The sequence below is a fragment of the uncultured Streptococcus sp. genome, assembly GCF_902463925.1.
GTDB lineage: Bacteria > Bacillota > Bacilli > Lactobacillales > Streptococcaceae > Streptococcus.
The window spans coordinates 110,550-123,201 of the sequence record NZ_CABQHE010000005.1; the positions used below are offsets into that span (position 1 = coordinate 110,550).

The 12,652-nt window shown below is 38.1% G+C and carries 19 protein-coding genes and 1 other annotated feature; of the genes, 2 read left to right on the top strand and 17 right to left on the bottom strand.

Annotated features, from left to right (window positions below; genetic code table 11):
- Positions 1-108: 108 nt before the first annotated feature.
- The 10 genes from RDY04_RS05155 to pepV all read right to left on the bottom strand — a co-directional run bounded on the left by RDY04_RS05155 (position 109) and on the right by pepV (position 8,216).
- Positions 109-837 (bottom strand): type 1 glutamine amidotransferase, encoded by a 729-nt coding sequence (locus tag RDY04_RS05155; RefSeq protein ID WP_303950860.1) that lies wholly within the window; start codon positions 835-837, stop codon positions 109-111.
- Positions 819-2,066: a chloride channel protein gene (locus tag RDY04_RS05160; RefSeq protein WP_303950862.1), complete on the bottom strand. Its 1,248-nt coding sequence runs from the start codon at positions 2,064-2,066 to the stop codon at positions 819-821. The genes RDY04_RS05155 and RDY04_RS05160 overlap by 19 nt, the downstream gene beginning before the upstream one ends.
- A 3-nt stretch (positions 2,067-2,069) precedes the next feature.
- Complete coding sequence (locus tag RDY04_RS05165; RefSeq protein ID WP_303950865.1) at positions 2,070-2,879, bottom strand: purine-nucleoside phosphorylase; 810 nt, start codon at positions 2,877-2,879, stop codon at positions 2,070-2,072.
- Between the two features lies 1 nt (position 2,880).
- Positions 2,881-3,441, bottom strand: a complete 561-nt coding sequence (locus tag RDY04_RS05170) for a DUF1697 domain-containing protein (RefSeq protein ID WP_303950866.1) — start codon at positions 3,439-3,441, stop codon at positions 2,881-2,883.
- A 1-nt stretch (position 3,442) separates the two neighbouring features.
- Positions 3,443-4,654 carry a phosphopentomutase gene (locus tag RDY04_RS05175; protein ID WP_003092904.1) on the bottom strand — a complete coding sequence of 404 codons (1,212 nt, stop codon included), beginning with the start codon at positions 4,652-4,654 and terminating at the stop codon, positions 3,443-3,445.
- A gap of 124 nt (positions 4,655-4,778) precedes the next feature.
- A complete protein-coding gene (gene rpiA / locus RDY04_RS05180) occupies positions 4,779-5,459 on the bottom strand; it encodes a ribose-5-phosphate isomerase RpiA (RefSeq protein ID WP_303950869.1) in 681 nt (226 codons plus the stop codon).
- A gap of 168 nt (positions 5,460-5,627) precedes the next feature.
- Complete coding sequence (locus tag RDY04_RS05185) at positions 5,628-5,804, bottom strand: hypothetical protein (RefSeq protein WP_303950870.1); 177 nt, start codon at positions 5,802-5,804, stop codon at positions 5,628-5,630.
- A 59-nt stretch (positions 5,805-5,863) separates the two neighbouring features.
- A complete protein-coding gene (locus RDY04_RS05190; protein ID WP_303950873.1) occupies positions 5,864-6,070 on the bottom strand; it encodes a hypothetical protein in 207 nt (68 codons plus the stop codon).
- 115 nt (positions 6,071-6,185) lie between these two features.
- Positions 6,186-6,770, bottom strand: a complete 585-nt coding sequence (locus RDY04_RS05195) for a uracil-DNA glycosylase family protein (protein ID WP_303950876.1) — start codon at positions 6,768-6,770, stop codon at positions 6,186-6,188.
- Between the two features lie 39 nt (positions 6,771-6,809).
- Complete coding sequence (gene pepV, locus RDY04_RS05200; protein WP_303950878.1) at positions 6,810-8,216, bottom strand: dipeptidase PepV; 1,407 nt, start codon at positions 8,214-8,216, stop codon at positions 6,810-6,812.
- A gap of 228 nt (positions 8,217-8,444) precedes the next feature.
- On the opposite strand from pepV, the gene RDY04_RS05205 reads away from it, so the two are divergent.
- The gene (locus tag RDY04_RS05205; protein ID WP_002885057.1) at positions 8,445-8,630 is read left to right on the top strand and encodes a 4-oxalocrotonate tautomerase; all 186 of its coding nucleotides are present in this window, start codon (positions 8,445-8,447) and stop codon (positions 8,628-8,630) included.
- Between the two features lie 74 nt (positions 8,631-8,704).
- On the opposite strand, the gene RDY04_RS05210 is transcribed toward RDY04_RS05205, so the two are convergent.
- The 6 genes from RDY04_RS05210 to RDY04_RS05235 all read right to left on the bottom strand — a co-directional run bounded on the left by RDY04_RS05210 (position 8,705) and on the right by RDY04_RS05235 (position 11,898).
- Positions 8,705-9,121, bottom strand: coding sequence for an N-acetyltransferase (locus RDY04_RS05210; RefSeq protein ID WP_303951017.1), 417 nt, complete (start codon positions 9,119-9,121; stop codon positions 8,705-8,707).
- 100 nt (positions 9,122-9,221) lie between these two features.
- Complete coding sequence (rplT, locus tag RDY04_RS05215; protein ID WP_002885090.1) at positions 9,222-9,581, bottom strand: 50S ribosomal protein L20; 360 nt, start codon at positions 9,579-9,581, stop codon at positions 9,222-9,224.
- Between the two features lie 56 nt (positions 9,582-9,637).
- Complete coding sequence (gene rpmI / locus RDY04_RS05220; RefSeq protein WP_002885093.1) at positions 9,638-9,838, bottom strand: 50S ribosomal protein L35; 201 nt, start codon at positions 9,836-9,838, stop codon at positions 9,638-9,640.
- A gap of 38 nt (positions 9,839-9,876) precedes the next feature.
- The gene (gene infC, locus RDY04_RS05225) at positions 9,877-10,407 is read right to left on the bottom strand and encodes a translation initiation factor IF-3 (protein ID WP_002885108.1); all 531 of its coding nucleotides are present in this window, start codon (positions 10,405-10,407) and stop codon (positions 9,877-9,879) included.
- Between the two features lie 13 nt (positions 10,408-10,420).
- Positions 10,421-10,543 (bottom strand) — a sequence feature (ribosomal protein L20 leader region).
- Positions 10,544-10,566: 23 nt separating this feature from the next.
- Positions 10,567-11,247: a (d)CMP kinase gene (cmk, locus tag RDY04_RS05230; RefSeq protein WP_303950957.1), complete on the bottom strand. Its 681-nt coding sequence runs from the start codon at positions 11,245-11,247 to the stop codon at positions 10,567-10,569.
- A gap of 21 nt (positions 11,248-11,268) precedes the next feature.
- The gene (locus RDY04_RS05235) at positions 11,269-11,898 is read right to left on the bottom strand and encodes an SAG1386/EF1546 family surface-associated protein (RefSeq protein WP_303950960.1); all 630 of its coding nucleotides are present in this window, start codon (positions 11,896-11,898) and stop codon (positions 11,269-11,271) included.
- A 45-nt stretch (positions 11,899-11,943) separates the two neighbouring features.
- On the opposite strand from RDY04_RS05235, the gene RDY04_RS05240 reads away from it, so the two are divergent.
- Complete coding sequence (locus RDY04_RS05240; RefSeq protein ID WP_003093080.1) at positions 11,944-12,141, top strand: ferredoxin; 198 nt, start codon at positions 11,944-11,946, stop codon at positions 12,139-12,141.
- Here the strand turns inward: RDY04_RS05240 and RDY04_RS05245 are convergent.
- Positions 12,125-12,625: an EbsA family protein gene (locus RDY04_RS05245; RefSeq protein ID WP_303950963.1), complete on the bottom strand. Its 501-nt coding sequence runs from the start codon at positions 12,623-12,625 to the stop codon at positions 12,125-12,127. The two genes, RDY04_RS05240 and RDY04_RS05245, sit on opposite strands and share 17 nt — an antisense overlap.
- Between the last annotated feature and the right edge of the window lie 27 nt (positions 12,626-12,652).

The window sequence follows — 12,652 nt, forward strand, 5'->3', positions numbered from 1 at the left end:
AAACTTTCCACTCGTTTTCAAATATAAATACCTGCTCCACCATCCTTTAGTTATATTTTTTTAAAGTTTTCTACTACTATATAAGTAGTATATGAGCTACTTAAATGTTTAGATCTGGGTTAGTGAATCTAGAAAAGCAAATAACTTTTTATTCATTTGAGAATAATCATGATTACGCAATTGTTCTGGTGTTTGAACAAAAGGTAACTGTTTATTTTGCTGGCACAAGTGCTCTTCACCATCAGCAGCTATCAGTAAATCAATCGCTTCAAGGTCAAACTCTAAATGTGCTTGGAAGGCATAATGTTTGGGGCTAAAGCGAAGTATTTGGCGTGGACAGCCCTTACTGGTCGCAAGAACAACAGCCTTGTCGCTCAAACCAGGCATATCACCATGCCAGTGACCCGTGTTTAAAGTAGAACCAAAATCTTTAATGTGCTCATCAGCTAATCCTTCCTCTGTTAAGGTCAAAGGGAAAACGCCAATCTCACGTTCTGGACTATGTTCATATTTCCCACCATAAGCTACAGCTAAAAGTTGAGCCCCTAAGCATACCCCGACAATATAGATATCAGCATCAATAGCTTTTTGAATTAATGCAATTTCAGCCTTTGGATCATAGTATGGAAAGACTTGACGATCTTCATCAGGTGACTGAGGTCCGCCCATTACTATAAGGAAATCAATATCATAAACAGCTTCTGGAAGTTTTTCTTCCTCATAAACCTTTGTTGCCGAAATATGGTGTCCACGCTTTTGAGCCCATTTCAAATAAGCTCCTGGAACCTCAAATTTTTCGTGTAAGACAAAATGAATATTCATTGTTTTTTCTTCCATCTATTTTTTATTATCTTTGATAGTAGACTCGCTAAGATTAGTGGTACTGCTACCAGTCCTCCTTGACCAGTAAATCCTAGCACTAAGGCTATACCAGTTAGAGGAGCATCCAAAGTTGTTCCTAAAAATACGGTTGCACCAAGTAACATGCCTAAACTAAGACTATGAGAAAATCCAAAATTTCCAAGAAGCACCGTTATTAGATAACCCGTACCTACACCTAAAGCAAACGATGGCGTCAGAGTTCCGCCATAAGCACCACTCCTTAAAAGTAGACAGACCAATAGACATTTGATGATGAGAATGACAGGAAGATATGCTGAAGAGTTCCCAGAAAAAATCCATTGAGCTAAAACCTGTCCATTTCCCATAAAAATAGGAAGGTAAGCTGACAGTACACCAAGAATCATAAAGGTAAAGGGCAAAGTCCAAAGAATTTCTTTACCTGTAATACGATGTTTACTAGCCTTCTTTGCTAAATATCCAAATATTATGGCAAGTGGTGTTACAAATAATGCTAAGATGATTGCCTGTATGAAACTGGAGGAATCAATAGTCACTTTATCGACTGTATATAAAGTGTGTCCACCAACAATTGGTCTGGCACAATAAGCAGATACATAAGTAGTCGCAAAAATAATGATAATATTCTTTAGTGTCCAAGAGACTCCTAATGTTTCCAAAACAAATAAAGCGCTAGCAAAAGGCACTTGGTAAACAGAGGCTAGCCCTGAACCAGCACCACAAGCAATTAATAATTGTCTATCGGAAATGTCTAAATTCAATTCTTTAGAAAGACTACCACCAAAGAGAGCACCCAATTCTCGAGGTGCTCCTTCTTTACCTATTGAGGCCCCAGCAGCAACGATTGCCACCTGGATTAATGCATGTAGAGACTGACCTAGAAAATTTGGACTTCTTTTACCAACGAGTTTCTTAGCTTTGCTAATGGAAAGTATGGTGACATGGCGTTGAAGAAAATACCAAAATAAACTAGATAAGACCCCAACAACAAGTAAGACTGAGAGCCTTCGAAAAGCACTCACTGATTGAAACTGTAACAAGAGGCTCTCTTTATCTTTACCAAACGCAAGAACTTGTATAAATTCTAGAAGATAGTGGCAAAAAATTCCAACAAGCCCTGAAGCAATACCGGTTCCAATAACAGCTAAACTCAGCTTAAGGGATTTCGGTAACAACCTTAAACATTTCCTTACCTGAGCAATCATATTTTAGAGTTCCGCCAAAATAGCTTTTAGCAATCCTTTGAAGTCCCCTTTGACACGCTCTGTCACTTCTACCACTTCTTCGTGGTTCAATTCTTCTTGGAAACCAGCCGCAAAGTTGGTAATACATGAAATACCAAGAACCTTCAAACCAGAGTGAGCTGCTACAATAACCTCAGGAACAGTTGACATTCCAACAGCATCTGCCCCAAGCGTCTTATAAGCACGGATTTCAGCTGGAGTTTCATAAGTTGGACCAGTCACACCAATATAAACACCATCATTCAATTTAATACCAAGTTTATCAGCCACTTGATGAGCGGTTTCACGATATTCAGGTGTGTAGGCTTTAGACATATCAGGGAAACGTGGACCAAAATCATCCAAGTTTTCACCGATCAATGGGTTTTGTCCAGTCATATTGATATGGTCAGTAATAGCCATCAAAGTACCAGGACCGAAGGCAATACCACCAGCAGCATTAGTTACAATAACACCTTCGCAACCAAGAGCTTTCATGACACGTACAGGAAAAGTTACCACTTCAAGAGGATTTCCTTCATAAAAATGGAAACGTCCTTGAAGAGCCAATACCTTACGTCCAGACAAAGTACCATATACAAGTTTACCTGCATGACCGACTACTGTTGATTGTCCCCAGTTTGGAATATCTGCGTAATCGATTACAATAGCATTTTGGACCTCTTCAGCCAATTCTCCAAGTCCAGAACCCAAAATCAAACCAAACTCAGGTTTTTCAATTCCTTTGCTTTCCAAAAAGGCTTGTGTATCTCTAATTTTTTCAAGTAGTGACATTCTAAATCTCCTTTAGTCCCTTATTTTTTAAATAATGACCAATGTTTGAAAAAGTTCTTGCATTTCGAATCGTAATATAAGGATAAAATGATGACTTTAATAGATTTTTATGATAAGCCGTTTGATTGTAGCTCGCCTTATCATTTTTCCCCCAGTAAACTCCTAATTCCCCAAAATAAAGAGTCTCATCTGCCAAATCAAAAGAATTTATTACTCTCTTTAATTCATCCTTGTCTAATTGTACTGTATAAAAGAGGACATCTTTTCTGTATAAATCATTTTTCCACCATTTCGGTAGAGATTTACACTCATTTTGGTATTCCTCTAGTGTGAAAAGGGAAAAGACAGTAATAAAAGAGTAAGACTGATTCAGAAATTCTTCTATGACTAAAAGTAATTCTTCTTTCATCATGGGTGAATCAAAGAAAAAATTTCCACTTTTAATATAGGAAGAAACATTCTTAAAACCAAGTTTCTCAAGGTCATGACAGAATTTTTCCATGACTACCTTATTACGACCGCCAACATTTATCCCACGAACCAGAAATGCATAACGTTTCATTTTAGACAAGTTTATCTAAGAAACTTTCACCAATCATGGCTTTCTCAACACCGAAGTTATCCGCAATTGTTGCTGAGATGTCGGCGAAGTGTCCAACTGGAATCAAGCCACTACCTTTGAAGGCTGGACTGTAAGCCAAGAATGGGATGTATTCACGAGTATGGTCTGTACCAGCATAAGTTGGATCATTACCATGGTCTGCAGTAATCATCAAGAGATCATCTTCTTTCATAGCTGCGATGATTTCAGGCAAGCGCTCATCAAATTCATGCAAGCAATCGCGATAGCCATGTGGATTACGACGGTGTCCGTAAAGAGCATCAAAGTCTACCAAGTTTGTGAAAGAGAAACCATGTTTAAACTCTTCTGATGTCATAGCCTTAATCAAATTGTCTACACCGTGGCTATTTGATTTGTTGTGACCCATATCGTGGTTGATACCTTCACCATTGAAGATATCACTAATCTTACCAACTGAATAAGTATCGATACCAGCCTCATTCAATTTGTCCAAAACAGTTGGAGCAAATGGTGAAACAGCCAAGTCACGACGGTTAGATGTACGGGTAAAGTTTCCAGGCTCACCAACATAAGGACGAGCAATGATACGACCAAGAAGAGCTGGACGTTCCAAAGTGATGGAACGCGCAAATTCACAGATACGATACAATTCTTCGACAGGAATAATATCTTCGTGAGCTGCGATTTGAAGAACTGGGTCAGCTGATGTATAAATAATCAATTCGCCTGTTTCCATTTGGCGTGGTCCGAAGTCATCGATAACTGCTGTACCAGAATAAGGTTTGTTGGCCTCGCGGATGACCTTACGTCCTGAGAATTCTTCAATTTGAGTAAGAATTTCCTCTGGGAAGCCATTCCAGAAAGTATCGAAAGGCTCTGTAATATTAAGTCCCATGATTTCCCAGTGACCTGTCATGGTATCTTTTCCAAGAGAGACTTCTTCTAACTTAGTTGCGTAACCAGTTGGGTTGCTCTCGGCTGGAACAGTTTTCAAGGCTTGTTCGCGAGGAATATTTCCAAGACCAAGTTTAGCCATGTTTGGCACATTCAAACCAACAGTTTTAGAAATATGTCCAAGGGTATCTGAAGCTCCATCAGGAACACCAGCATTGACAAAGTTATTGGCATCTGGAGCTGCACCAATACCTACTGAGTCAAGAACAATTAAATGCATTCGATTAAATTTGGACATAATAACACCACAAAGAGCTAAAATCTTTCGAAATTACCTCTTTCCTTTCTATATAATAATCTAGTGATAACATAACTATTAGGTTACTTTATTTATTTACAATTTAAAAGAAAATTAAACAGGACTAATCCTTAACCTCAACAATCTTAACACCGTCTTTTCCAGCAACGATAACCTTGTTAACCATTCCATTGAATAAACCATGATCAACAACACCAGTAATAGCTTTTAGTTCGTCACCTAAAGCAACTGGATTATTAATTTTGCCGAGATCCAAATCAATAATGAAATTCTTCATATCTGTAACAAAGCGATCACCTTGTTCAGTTAATCGGAATGATGGCTTATAGCCCTTAGACTCAAAGACGCGATACAAGCGATCAGCACCATATTGAACAACTTCGACTGGTAATTTAAAAGCACCAAGTTGATCAACCATTTTAGACTCATCAACTACCCAGATGTACTCTTTTGTCGGTGTAGCAACGATTTTTTCCATCAAGAGGGCACCACCGCCACCTTTAATTCCGTTGAGTTGAGGATCTACTTCATCGGCGCCATCAACGGTAACATCAATACTATCAATATCATCCACTGATTTCAAAGGAATACCTAGACCTTCAGCTTGCTTCGTTGTTTGACTAGATGTCGTTACACCTACAACACTGAGACCTTCCTCCTTTATACGACGACCAATCTCCTCTACAAAGAAATAAGCTGTTGATCCAGTACCTAGGCCAACAACCATACCATCTTCAACAAAACTGGCAGCGCTAACACCAGCGAGCTTTTTTAATTCTTCCATGCAGATCTCCTCGCATATTTCTATATAGTCGGTTAGATTCATTATAACATGAGTCTTCTTTAAATTGCAACGATAAGCATGAAAAGGCTATCAAAAACTTTAAAACAATAAAACTAGACCCTAAAATTAGAATCTAGTTTGGACGGAGAAATAATATCATCGAACCACTTAGTCTTCTTTACGGCATTTGAAGAATCCTACGAAAGCTGAAAAAATCATTGAAATGAATCCAAGCACTCCTGCATAGCTTGTGTGCTCACCAGTTTGTTGCAACTCAGCTTGAGGAACTACAAGAACTTCAGTATCTGGAGTTGGTCTTGGCGGTACGACCGGAAGAACTTCCAATGTAATCGTGGTGATGTTGGAACCTTTTTATCGCAGAGGCTTTAGCATCCTCAAGACTATCAGTTGTAACAACACTTGTTGGTACAACTGATATTTCCGTCTTCTTTGACAGAAACAACTTGCTTCTCTGAATGATTAACAGTTAATGAATTGACAGCGGTATCTGTTAGCACAGAAACACTGAGTGGCGTATCAGTGGCAGCTGAAGTTGAAGCCTCATCAGCCTGTACACCAATCATATCCATCGCAAGAATGGTTGTACCCAAAAGAACATAAGCAGCCCCAAAGGGCTAAAATCTTAATAACATTTGAGTATTCCCAATAGTCCCTCATTGACCTATTACGAATCACTAGTGACTATTCAAGGTCAGATATCTGAATTCATTGACTCAAGATTTTTTGAACCAATGCTTTTAAATCTGGAACCACTTCTTTCATAAACCATGGATTTTTCGCTTGCCAGATATTATTTCGTGGTGACGGATGAACTAAAGGAAAATAATCTGGAAGATAATCTCTGTAATGTTTAACTGTATCTGTTAACTTAGTTGATGATTTTTGATGCAAATAGTAATGCTGAGCATAGTTTCCCACAAGTATAGTTAATTGAATATTTGGAGCTAAATCTAGAACTCTCTCATGCCATTTATCTGCAAAACCTTTGCGAGGAGCTAAATCTCCTGATTTTCCATGCCCCGGGAAATAAAAATCCATTGGTACAATGGCAAACATACCCGATTCATAAAATTCTTCTCGCGACACACCCATCCAATCCCGTAGATTATCTCCACTAGGGTCATTCCAATAAAGCCCAGATTCTTGAGCACGGATACCAGGAGCTTGTCCTACGATATTAATCCGCGCAGTTTTTGGAATACTAAACAAGGGTTTGATACCTTGTTCAGTATACGTTTTATTTTGTTCGTCAGCCATAATGGCTTGTGTCAATTCTTCAAGTGATTCCATATTTTCCTCCAAAAAAAGAGACAAAATGTCTCTTATTTTTTATTTGATCAACTCATAGATAGCTTCTGCATAAATGGCAGCTGCACGGTACAAGTCCTCAACTTCAGTAAATTCATTTGCTTGATGCATGGTATTGACATAACCAGGGAACATAGCACCATAAGCAACACCACGTTTAAGGAGACGTCCAAAGGTTCCACCACCAATGATTTGTTCATGACCTTTAAGACCTGTCTGTTTCTCATAAACCGAAAGAAGTGTCTGTACCATAGGATCACTAACTGGTACGTAATGCGGCACGTGACCATGTTCTGAAAGACTGACCGTCTTGGGTCCTTCAAGTTTTTCAAGGCCAGCCTTAATACCATCTACATTAACCCCTTTAGGGTAGCGGAAATTCAAAGCAATGGTATTGTCTTCAGATTCCTTGTTGAAGGTAAAGACACCGGCATTCATAGTTAACTCACCCATTTTAGAATCTGTATAGGCAAGACCTGTCTTTTCAGCAAAGAAATCTTGATGAAGTGTTTCAGCAACTAAATTCAAATAAGTCTTAGCATTAGCCTGAAAATCAAATTGACTAAGGAAGAGTGCTAAGTATGTTGCCCCATTGATACCATTTTGAGGCATCATACCATGAGCTGATTTCCCATGAATAGTCACATGGAAAACACCTGCTTCTTCAGTCACTTGACCAGTTACCTCTTGATCAGCAACAAAGTCATTAAGTTTAGACTCAAGTTCCTGTAAAGTGATAGGTGCCGTAAACTCAGCACTTGCAGATTCAGGAACCATATTTTCACGTAAACCACCATTAAAGCTAACGAGGCTAAAGTCACCATCATTTTGTCCTTCAAAATGAAGATAGGCAGTAATATTTCCTTTTTCCCCATTGATAATTGGAAATTCTGCATCAGGAGAAAAACCAAAATCAGGATCTTTCAATCCATTATGAGCGAAGTAATAATCCATATCACCCCAACCAGATTCTTCATCTGTACCAACAATAAAGCGAACGCGCTTAGATACTGGAAGCTCAAGCTCTTTGATAATTTTCAAGGCATAATAACAAGCCATTGTGGGCCCTTTATCATCTGATGAACCACGAGCATAAAGCTTTCCTTCTTTAATGACTGGTTCGTAAGGATCTGTATCCCAACCGCTACCGGCTGGAACTACATCCAAGTGTGCAAAGATACCCAAGACCTCATCACCTTGACCAAATTCAAAGTCACCAGCGTAATTATCAATATTACGAGTCTTATAGCCATCACGTTCAGCTAAAACAAGAAAATGTTCTAGAGCTTTCACTGGTCCAGGACCAAATGGGTGCTTTTCATCAACCTTACTGTCATCACGTTCTGAATTAATACGCAAAAGACCAAAAAGGTCCTCCATCAAAGCTTCTTTACGTTTATCAACTTCGGCGCGAAAATCAATTGTCATAGTTTACTCCTTACTGTCTCTAGTTAGCACTATTTTACCATTTTTAGTAAGAGTTTTCATCTCTTTGAATATACCAAATTAAAAACGCAAACAGTTTTTAAGGTCACAAGACACCTACCACTTTCAAATTAAATCATAGTCTATCATTATTTCAAGAATTTCCAAAAACTTTAGAATATTCTCTTAATTCATGCTATAATAGGACTATCAAAACTAAGGAGATGCATTATGCCATTTGTAAAAATTGATCTCTTTGAAGGTCGTACTGAAGAACAAAAAATTGAACTTGCTCGTGAAGTTACTGAGGTTGTATCACGAGTTGCAAAAGCCCCTAAAGAAGCTATTCATGTTTTCATTAACGATATGCCAGAGGGAACTTATTACCCACATGGTGAAATGAAAAAGAAAAACTAATCATCATCAAGCAGTCACATCCGTGGCTGTTTTTTGATATGAAAAATAACTTGAATTTCTCTAATGAAAACGTATTATTTTAGGATAGTTTCCATTTCTGTATATCTCGGTTTCATACCTAAACGTTCATAAAAACGTACAGCTCCCGCATTATCATTCCATACGTGAAGTGTCAGATTATAACAACCTAACTCCTTAGCATAGTCCAAAGCAAATTGATAAAGCTTCTCCCCTAATTTTTGACCTCGAGCTTCCTTATCAACGCATAAATCATCAATGAAAAGAGTCTTAACATCCTTTAGTGGACCATTATTATCAGTTACTTCTTTAATCATTAAGAACAGATGACCTAAGATACGGCCTTCTTCATCCTCATATACAAAAATGGGTTTAGTTGGATCATTAATCACTGCTTCTAACTCTACATCTGTAAATTTACTGCCTTCTGACTTAAAAACATCAGGGCGTGCGTGATGATGAACTAGAAGAATCTACTCCAATAACTCCTGTAATCTTGGAATATCTTCTGCTCTTGCTAAACGAATCATAATTACCTCCATAAAAAAAGATGGGCAAAACCCATCTTAATTCTTATTTACCAAGTTTTGCTTTAGCTGCATCTGCAAGAGCTGTGAAAGCTGCTGCATCGTTAACTGCCAAATCAGCAAGCATTTTACGGTTAACTTCGATTTCAGCCAATTTCAAACCGTGCATCAATTGTGAGTATGACAAACCGTTCAAACGAGCTGCCGCATTGATACGTGTAATCCAAAGTTTACGGAAATCACGTTTCTTTTGACGACGGTCACGGTATGCATAGTAGTAAGAGTTCATTACTTGTTCTTTTGCAGTACGGAACAAGATGTGTTTTGCACCATAGTAACCTTTAGCAAGTTTCAATACACGTTTACGACGTTTGCGTGATACAACGCCACCTTTAACACGAGCCATTTATATATTCCTCCGAATTAATTCTAGTTTAGTTAATTTGTAATGCTTGTAGCGAATTAACGCATTTGTGAAAGCATTGATTTGATACGTTTAAAGTCACCTGAATGTACCATTGACGCTTTACGAAGGTGACGACGTTGTTTTTTAGTTTTACCGTGGAAACGGTGAGATGTGAAGGCACGGAAGCGTTTCAATCCACCTGAACCTGTACGTTTGAAACGTTTAGCTGATGCGCGGTGTGTTTTTTGTTTTGGCATTTTAAAATTCTCCTCTTAAAATAGTATTAGTTTGACAATTATTTTTTGTCAGGAATTGGTGCAAGTTGCATGAACATTTGACGTCCATCCATCTTCGCTCTTTGCTCAATAATCGCAATATCTTGCGTTTTTTCAGCAAATTCCGCCAAGACCTTAGCTCCGATTTCTTTGTGAGTAATCATACGACCTTTGAATCGGATAGAAACCTTAACCTTGTTTCCTTTTTCAAGGAACTTACGGCCATTACGAAGTTTAGTTTCAAAGTCACCTTTATCAATAACTGGACTCAAACGAACTTCCTTAACGGTAACAACGCTTTGTTTCTTACGTTGTTCTTTTTGTTTCTTTTGATACTCAAATTTGAACTTACCATAGTCCATAATCTTCGCAACAGGTGGCGTAGCTTGTGGTTGGATGAGAACCAAGTCAACATTTGCATCATCTGCAATAGCTTGCGCTTCTGACAATGGTTTAATTCCCAATTGTTCACCATCAAGACCAACAAGACGAACTTCGCGAACGCGAATTTCATCGTTAATGAATAGATCTTTCTTAGCTATGATCTTCACCTCTTTATTTTTTTAGAGAAAAACAAAGCGGACTTGATATACAAGCCCGCACACATAATATCCCTTTAAGGATTTGACATGTTGGGCCAGACAACCTAAGTCGCAAGGCGAGAAGTTCTCACTTCTGCTTTTCTCATTGTTAACAGTATAACAAGTGAGTCATCCTTTGTCAATAATTTTTTTTGCTTTTTCTTGAATAAATTCCACAACACCATCAATAGATACACCTGTAGTGTCAAAAGTGATGGCATCTTCCGCTGGTTTAAGAGGCGATACCTTACGATGACTATCTTTATAATCACGTTCAGCAATTTCCTTTTTTAGAGTCTCAAGGTCAGCAGGAATACCTTTTTCGATATTTTCTTTATAACGGCGTTCCGCACGTTCATCAACTGAAGCAATTAAGAAAATTTTTAGTTCGGCATCAGGCAAAACCACAGTACCAATATCACGTCCATCCATGATAATAGCCCCATCTTGAGCAATACGTTGTTGTTGAGCAACAAGTTCTTGGCGCACCTCAGGAATGGCTGCTACCCAAGAAACATTATTTGTGACTTGGTTATCACGAATGGGATGTGTAATATCAACATCACCCACATAAACCTGCTGACTACCATCTGCTGCTTTTCCGAATGAAATCGGATGTTGAGATAGTTGCTCCAAAATGTCTGGTACATTTTCCTCAGTCAAACCATTCTGCAAGGCCAAATAAGTTGCAGATCGGTACATAGCACCTGTGTCAAGATAAGTATAGCCAAGATTTTTTGCAATAATCTTGGCTACTGTACTTTTTCCACTTGACGCAGGACCATCAATAGCAATTCTAATATCTTTCATGATGTTCCTTTGCTTTTAAAATTATTGAACGTTAACGACATCACCTGGGTTAGCATACCAGTAACCATTTGTCATGTGATCAGGGTTAAGACGCTCCAACTCATCTACAGAGATACCTGCACGTGCAGCGATTGAACCAGCACCTTCACCAGATTGAACAACGATTGATGAACCGTCAGTTGCTGCTGCAGCACTTGATGATGTTGTTTCAGCTGACTCAGTTGCATAGTTTTTTTCAACATGTTTAGAAGAGCTTGATGCTTTAGTTGATGAAGATTTCTCTTTAGTAGATTTCTCACTATCTTCACCCTTACTTGAATCTTTTTCGCTTGATGAAGATTTAACAACTTTGCTAGTTGAAGTTGAAGAGAAACCTGAAGATTCCTTAGACGCTGCAGTTTTGCTTCCTCCAACATTTGATGTGTAGAAAACAAAGAACAAAATACATACAACAATAATAAAGAATAAGCCAAGCAAGACTGTCAAGAATGACGAATTGATGAAGCCACCTTTTTCTTGCTTCTCATCTGAAGGAGTGTTTTCCTCTTCTTCAAAATCCTCAAACTCATCTTCGTCATCTAGAAAATCAGCATCAACTACTTCTTCCAACTCTTCTTCAGAAACCTTATCTTCCCATGGTTTTTTACTCATGATCTTCTCCTTGTAAAAACAATAAATCTATTTTAAAATAATACTATGAAAGTATCATTAATTCCAGAAAAATGTATCGCTTGTGGTTTATGCCAAACTTACTCTCCTGTCTTTGATTATGATGACGAAGGAATCGTTAGGTTTAAAGATAGCGACCAACTTATTAGAACGATTGAAAATAGCCCCGAAACTTTGACAGCTGTCAAATCTTGTCCTACTAAAGCCCTTATTTGCGAAGTTTAATCTTGAGGGCTTTTTTTGATTCCTCATAAAAAGCAAAATAATCAAAATTAGTCATATAATCCATTAGTTCTACCTCACCTTTGAAATCAGGATGAAGCGCTAAAGCATCTAAGAAATATTTCTTAGGCCACTTTCTCATATAAAAATGACGTTTCTTTCCATTTTTAAAAATGAGGCACAAGCCGGTTTTGATAACTTCCACTTTTTCAATATCACTAATCTGCACCTTACGCGGTTTAAAAATATTGAAAGAAACAATACGCAGTATTCCATAATCTTCAATAATAAAGTAACGATGGAACCCTAGACCAAATAAAGCAACAAAAATAGTGAAAAGCATCAAAATATGTGAGGGCACCGAGTACAACTCGAACAGAAGGGCGGCTGCAATAAAGATTGGCGTGATGGCTAAAGACCAATAAATGATAAGCCAAGATAATTCAGGTTGCCAATGGTAACGATACTTGCCGAAAATTTTAATCATCTCAGCACCTCCATTACTTCTAATTCT

What these genes read in the sequence shown, in the direction of transcription:
- RDY04_RS05155 (WP_303950860.1), bottom strand. Translation starts at nt 837, where the DNA reads ATGGAAGAAAAAACAATGAATATTCATTTTGTCTTACACGAAAAATTT.
- RDY04_RS05160 (WP_303950862.1), bottom strand. Translation starts at nt 2,066, where the DNA reads ATGATTGCTCAGGTAAGGAAATGTTTAAGGTTGTTACCGAAATCCCTT.
- RDY04_RS05165 (WP_303950865.1), bottom strand. Translation starts at nt 2,879, where the DNA reads ATGTCACTACTTGAAAAAATTAGAGATACACAAGCCTTTTTGGAAAGC.
- RDY04_RS05170 (WP_303950866.1), bottom strand. Translation starts at nt 3,441, where the DNA reads ATGAAACGTTATGCATTTCTGGTTCGTGGGATAAATGTTGGCGGTCGT.
- RDY04_RS05175 (WP_003092904.1), bottom strand. Translation starts at nt 4,654, where the DNA reads ATGTCCAAATTTAATCGAATGCATTTAATTGTTCTTGACTCAGTAGGT.
- rpiA (WP_303950869.1), bottom strand. Translation starts at nt 5,459, where the DNA reads ATGGAAGAATTAAAAAAGCTCGCTGGTGTTAGCGCTGCCAGTTTTGTT.
- RDY04_RS05195 (WP_303950876.1), bottom strand. Translation starts at nt 6,770, where the DNA reads ATGGAATCACTTGAAGAATTGACACAAGCCATTATGGCTGACGAACAA.
- pepV (WP_303950878.1), bottom strand. Translation starts at nt 8,216, where the DNA reads ATGACAATTGATTTTCGCGCCGAAGTTGATAAACGTAAAGAAGCTTTG.
- RDY04_RS05205 (WP_002885057.1), top strand. Translation starts at nt 8,445, where the DNA reads ATGCCATTTGTAAAAATTGATCTCTTTGAAGGTCGTACTGAAGAACAA.
- rplT (WP_002885090.1), bottom strand. Translation starts at nt 9,581, where the DNA reads ATGGCTCGTGTTAAAGGTGGCGTTGTATCACGCAAACGTCGTAAACGT.
- rpmI (WP_002885093.1), bottom strand. Translation starts at nt 9,838, where the DNA reads ATGCCAAAACAAAAAACACACCGCGCATCAGCTAAACGTTTCAAACGT.
- cmk (WP_303950957.1), bottom strand. Translation starts at nt 11,247, where the DNA reads ATGAAAGATATTAGAATTGCTATTGATGGTCCTGCGTCAAGTGGAAAA.
- RDY04_RS05235 (WP_303950960.1), bottom strand. Translation starts at nt 11,898, where the DNA reads ATGAGTAAAAAACCATGGGAAGATAAGGTTTCTGAAGAAGAGTTGGAA.
- RDY04_RS05240 (WP_003093080.1), top strand. Translation starts at nt 11,944, where the DNA reads ATGAAAGTATCATTAATTCCAGAAAAATGTATCGCTTGTGGTTTATGC.
- RDY04_RS05245 (WP_303950963.1), bottom strand. Translation starts at nt 12,625, where the DNA reads ATGATTAAAATTTTCGGCAAGTATCGTTACCATTGGCAACCTGAATTA.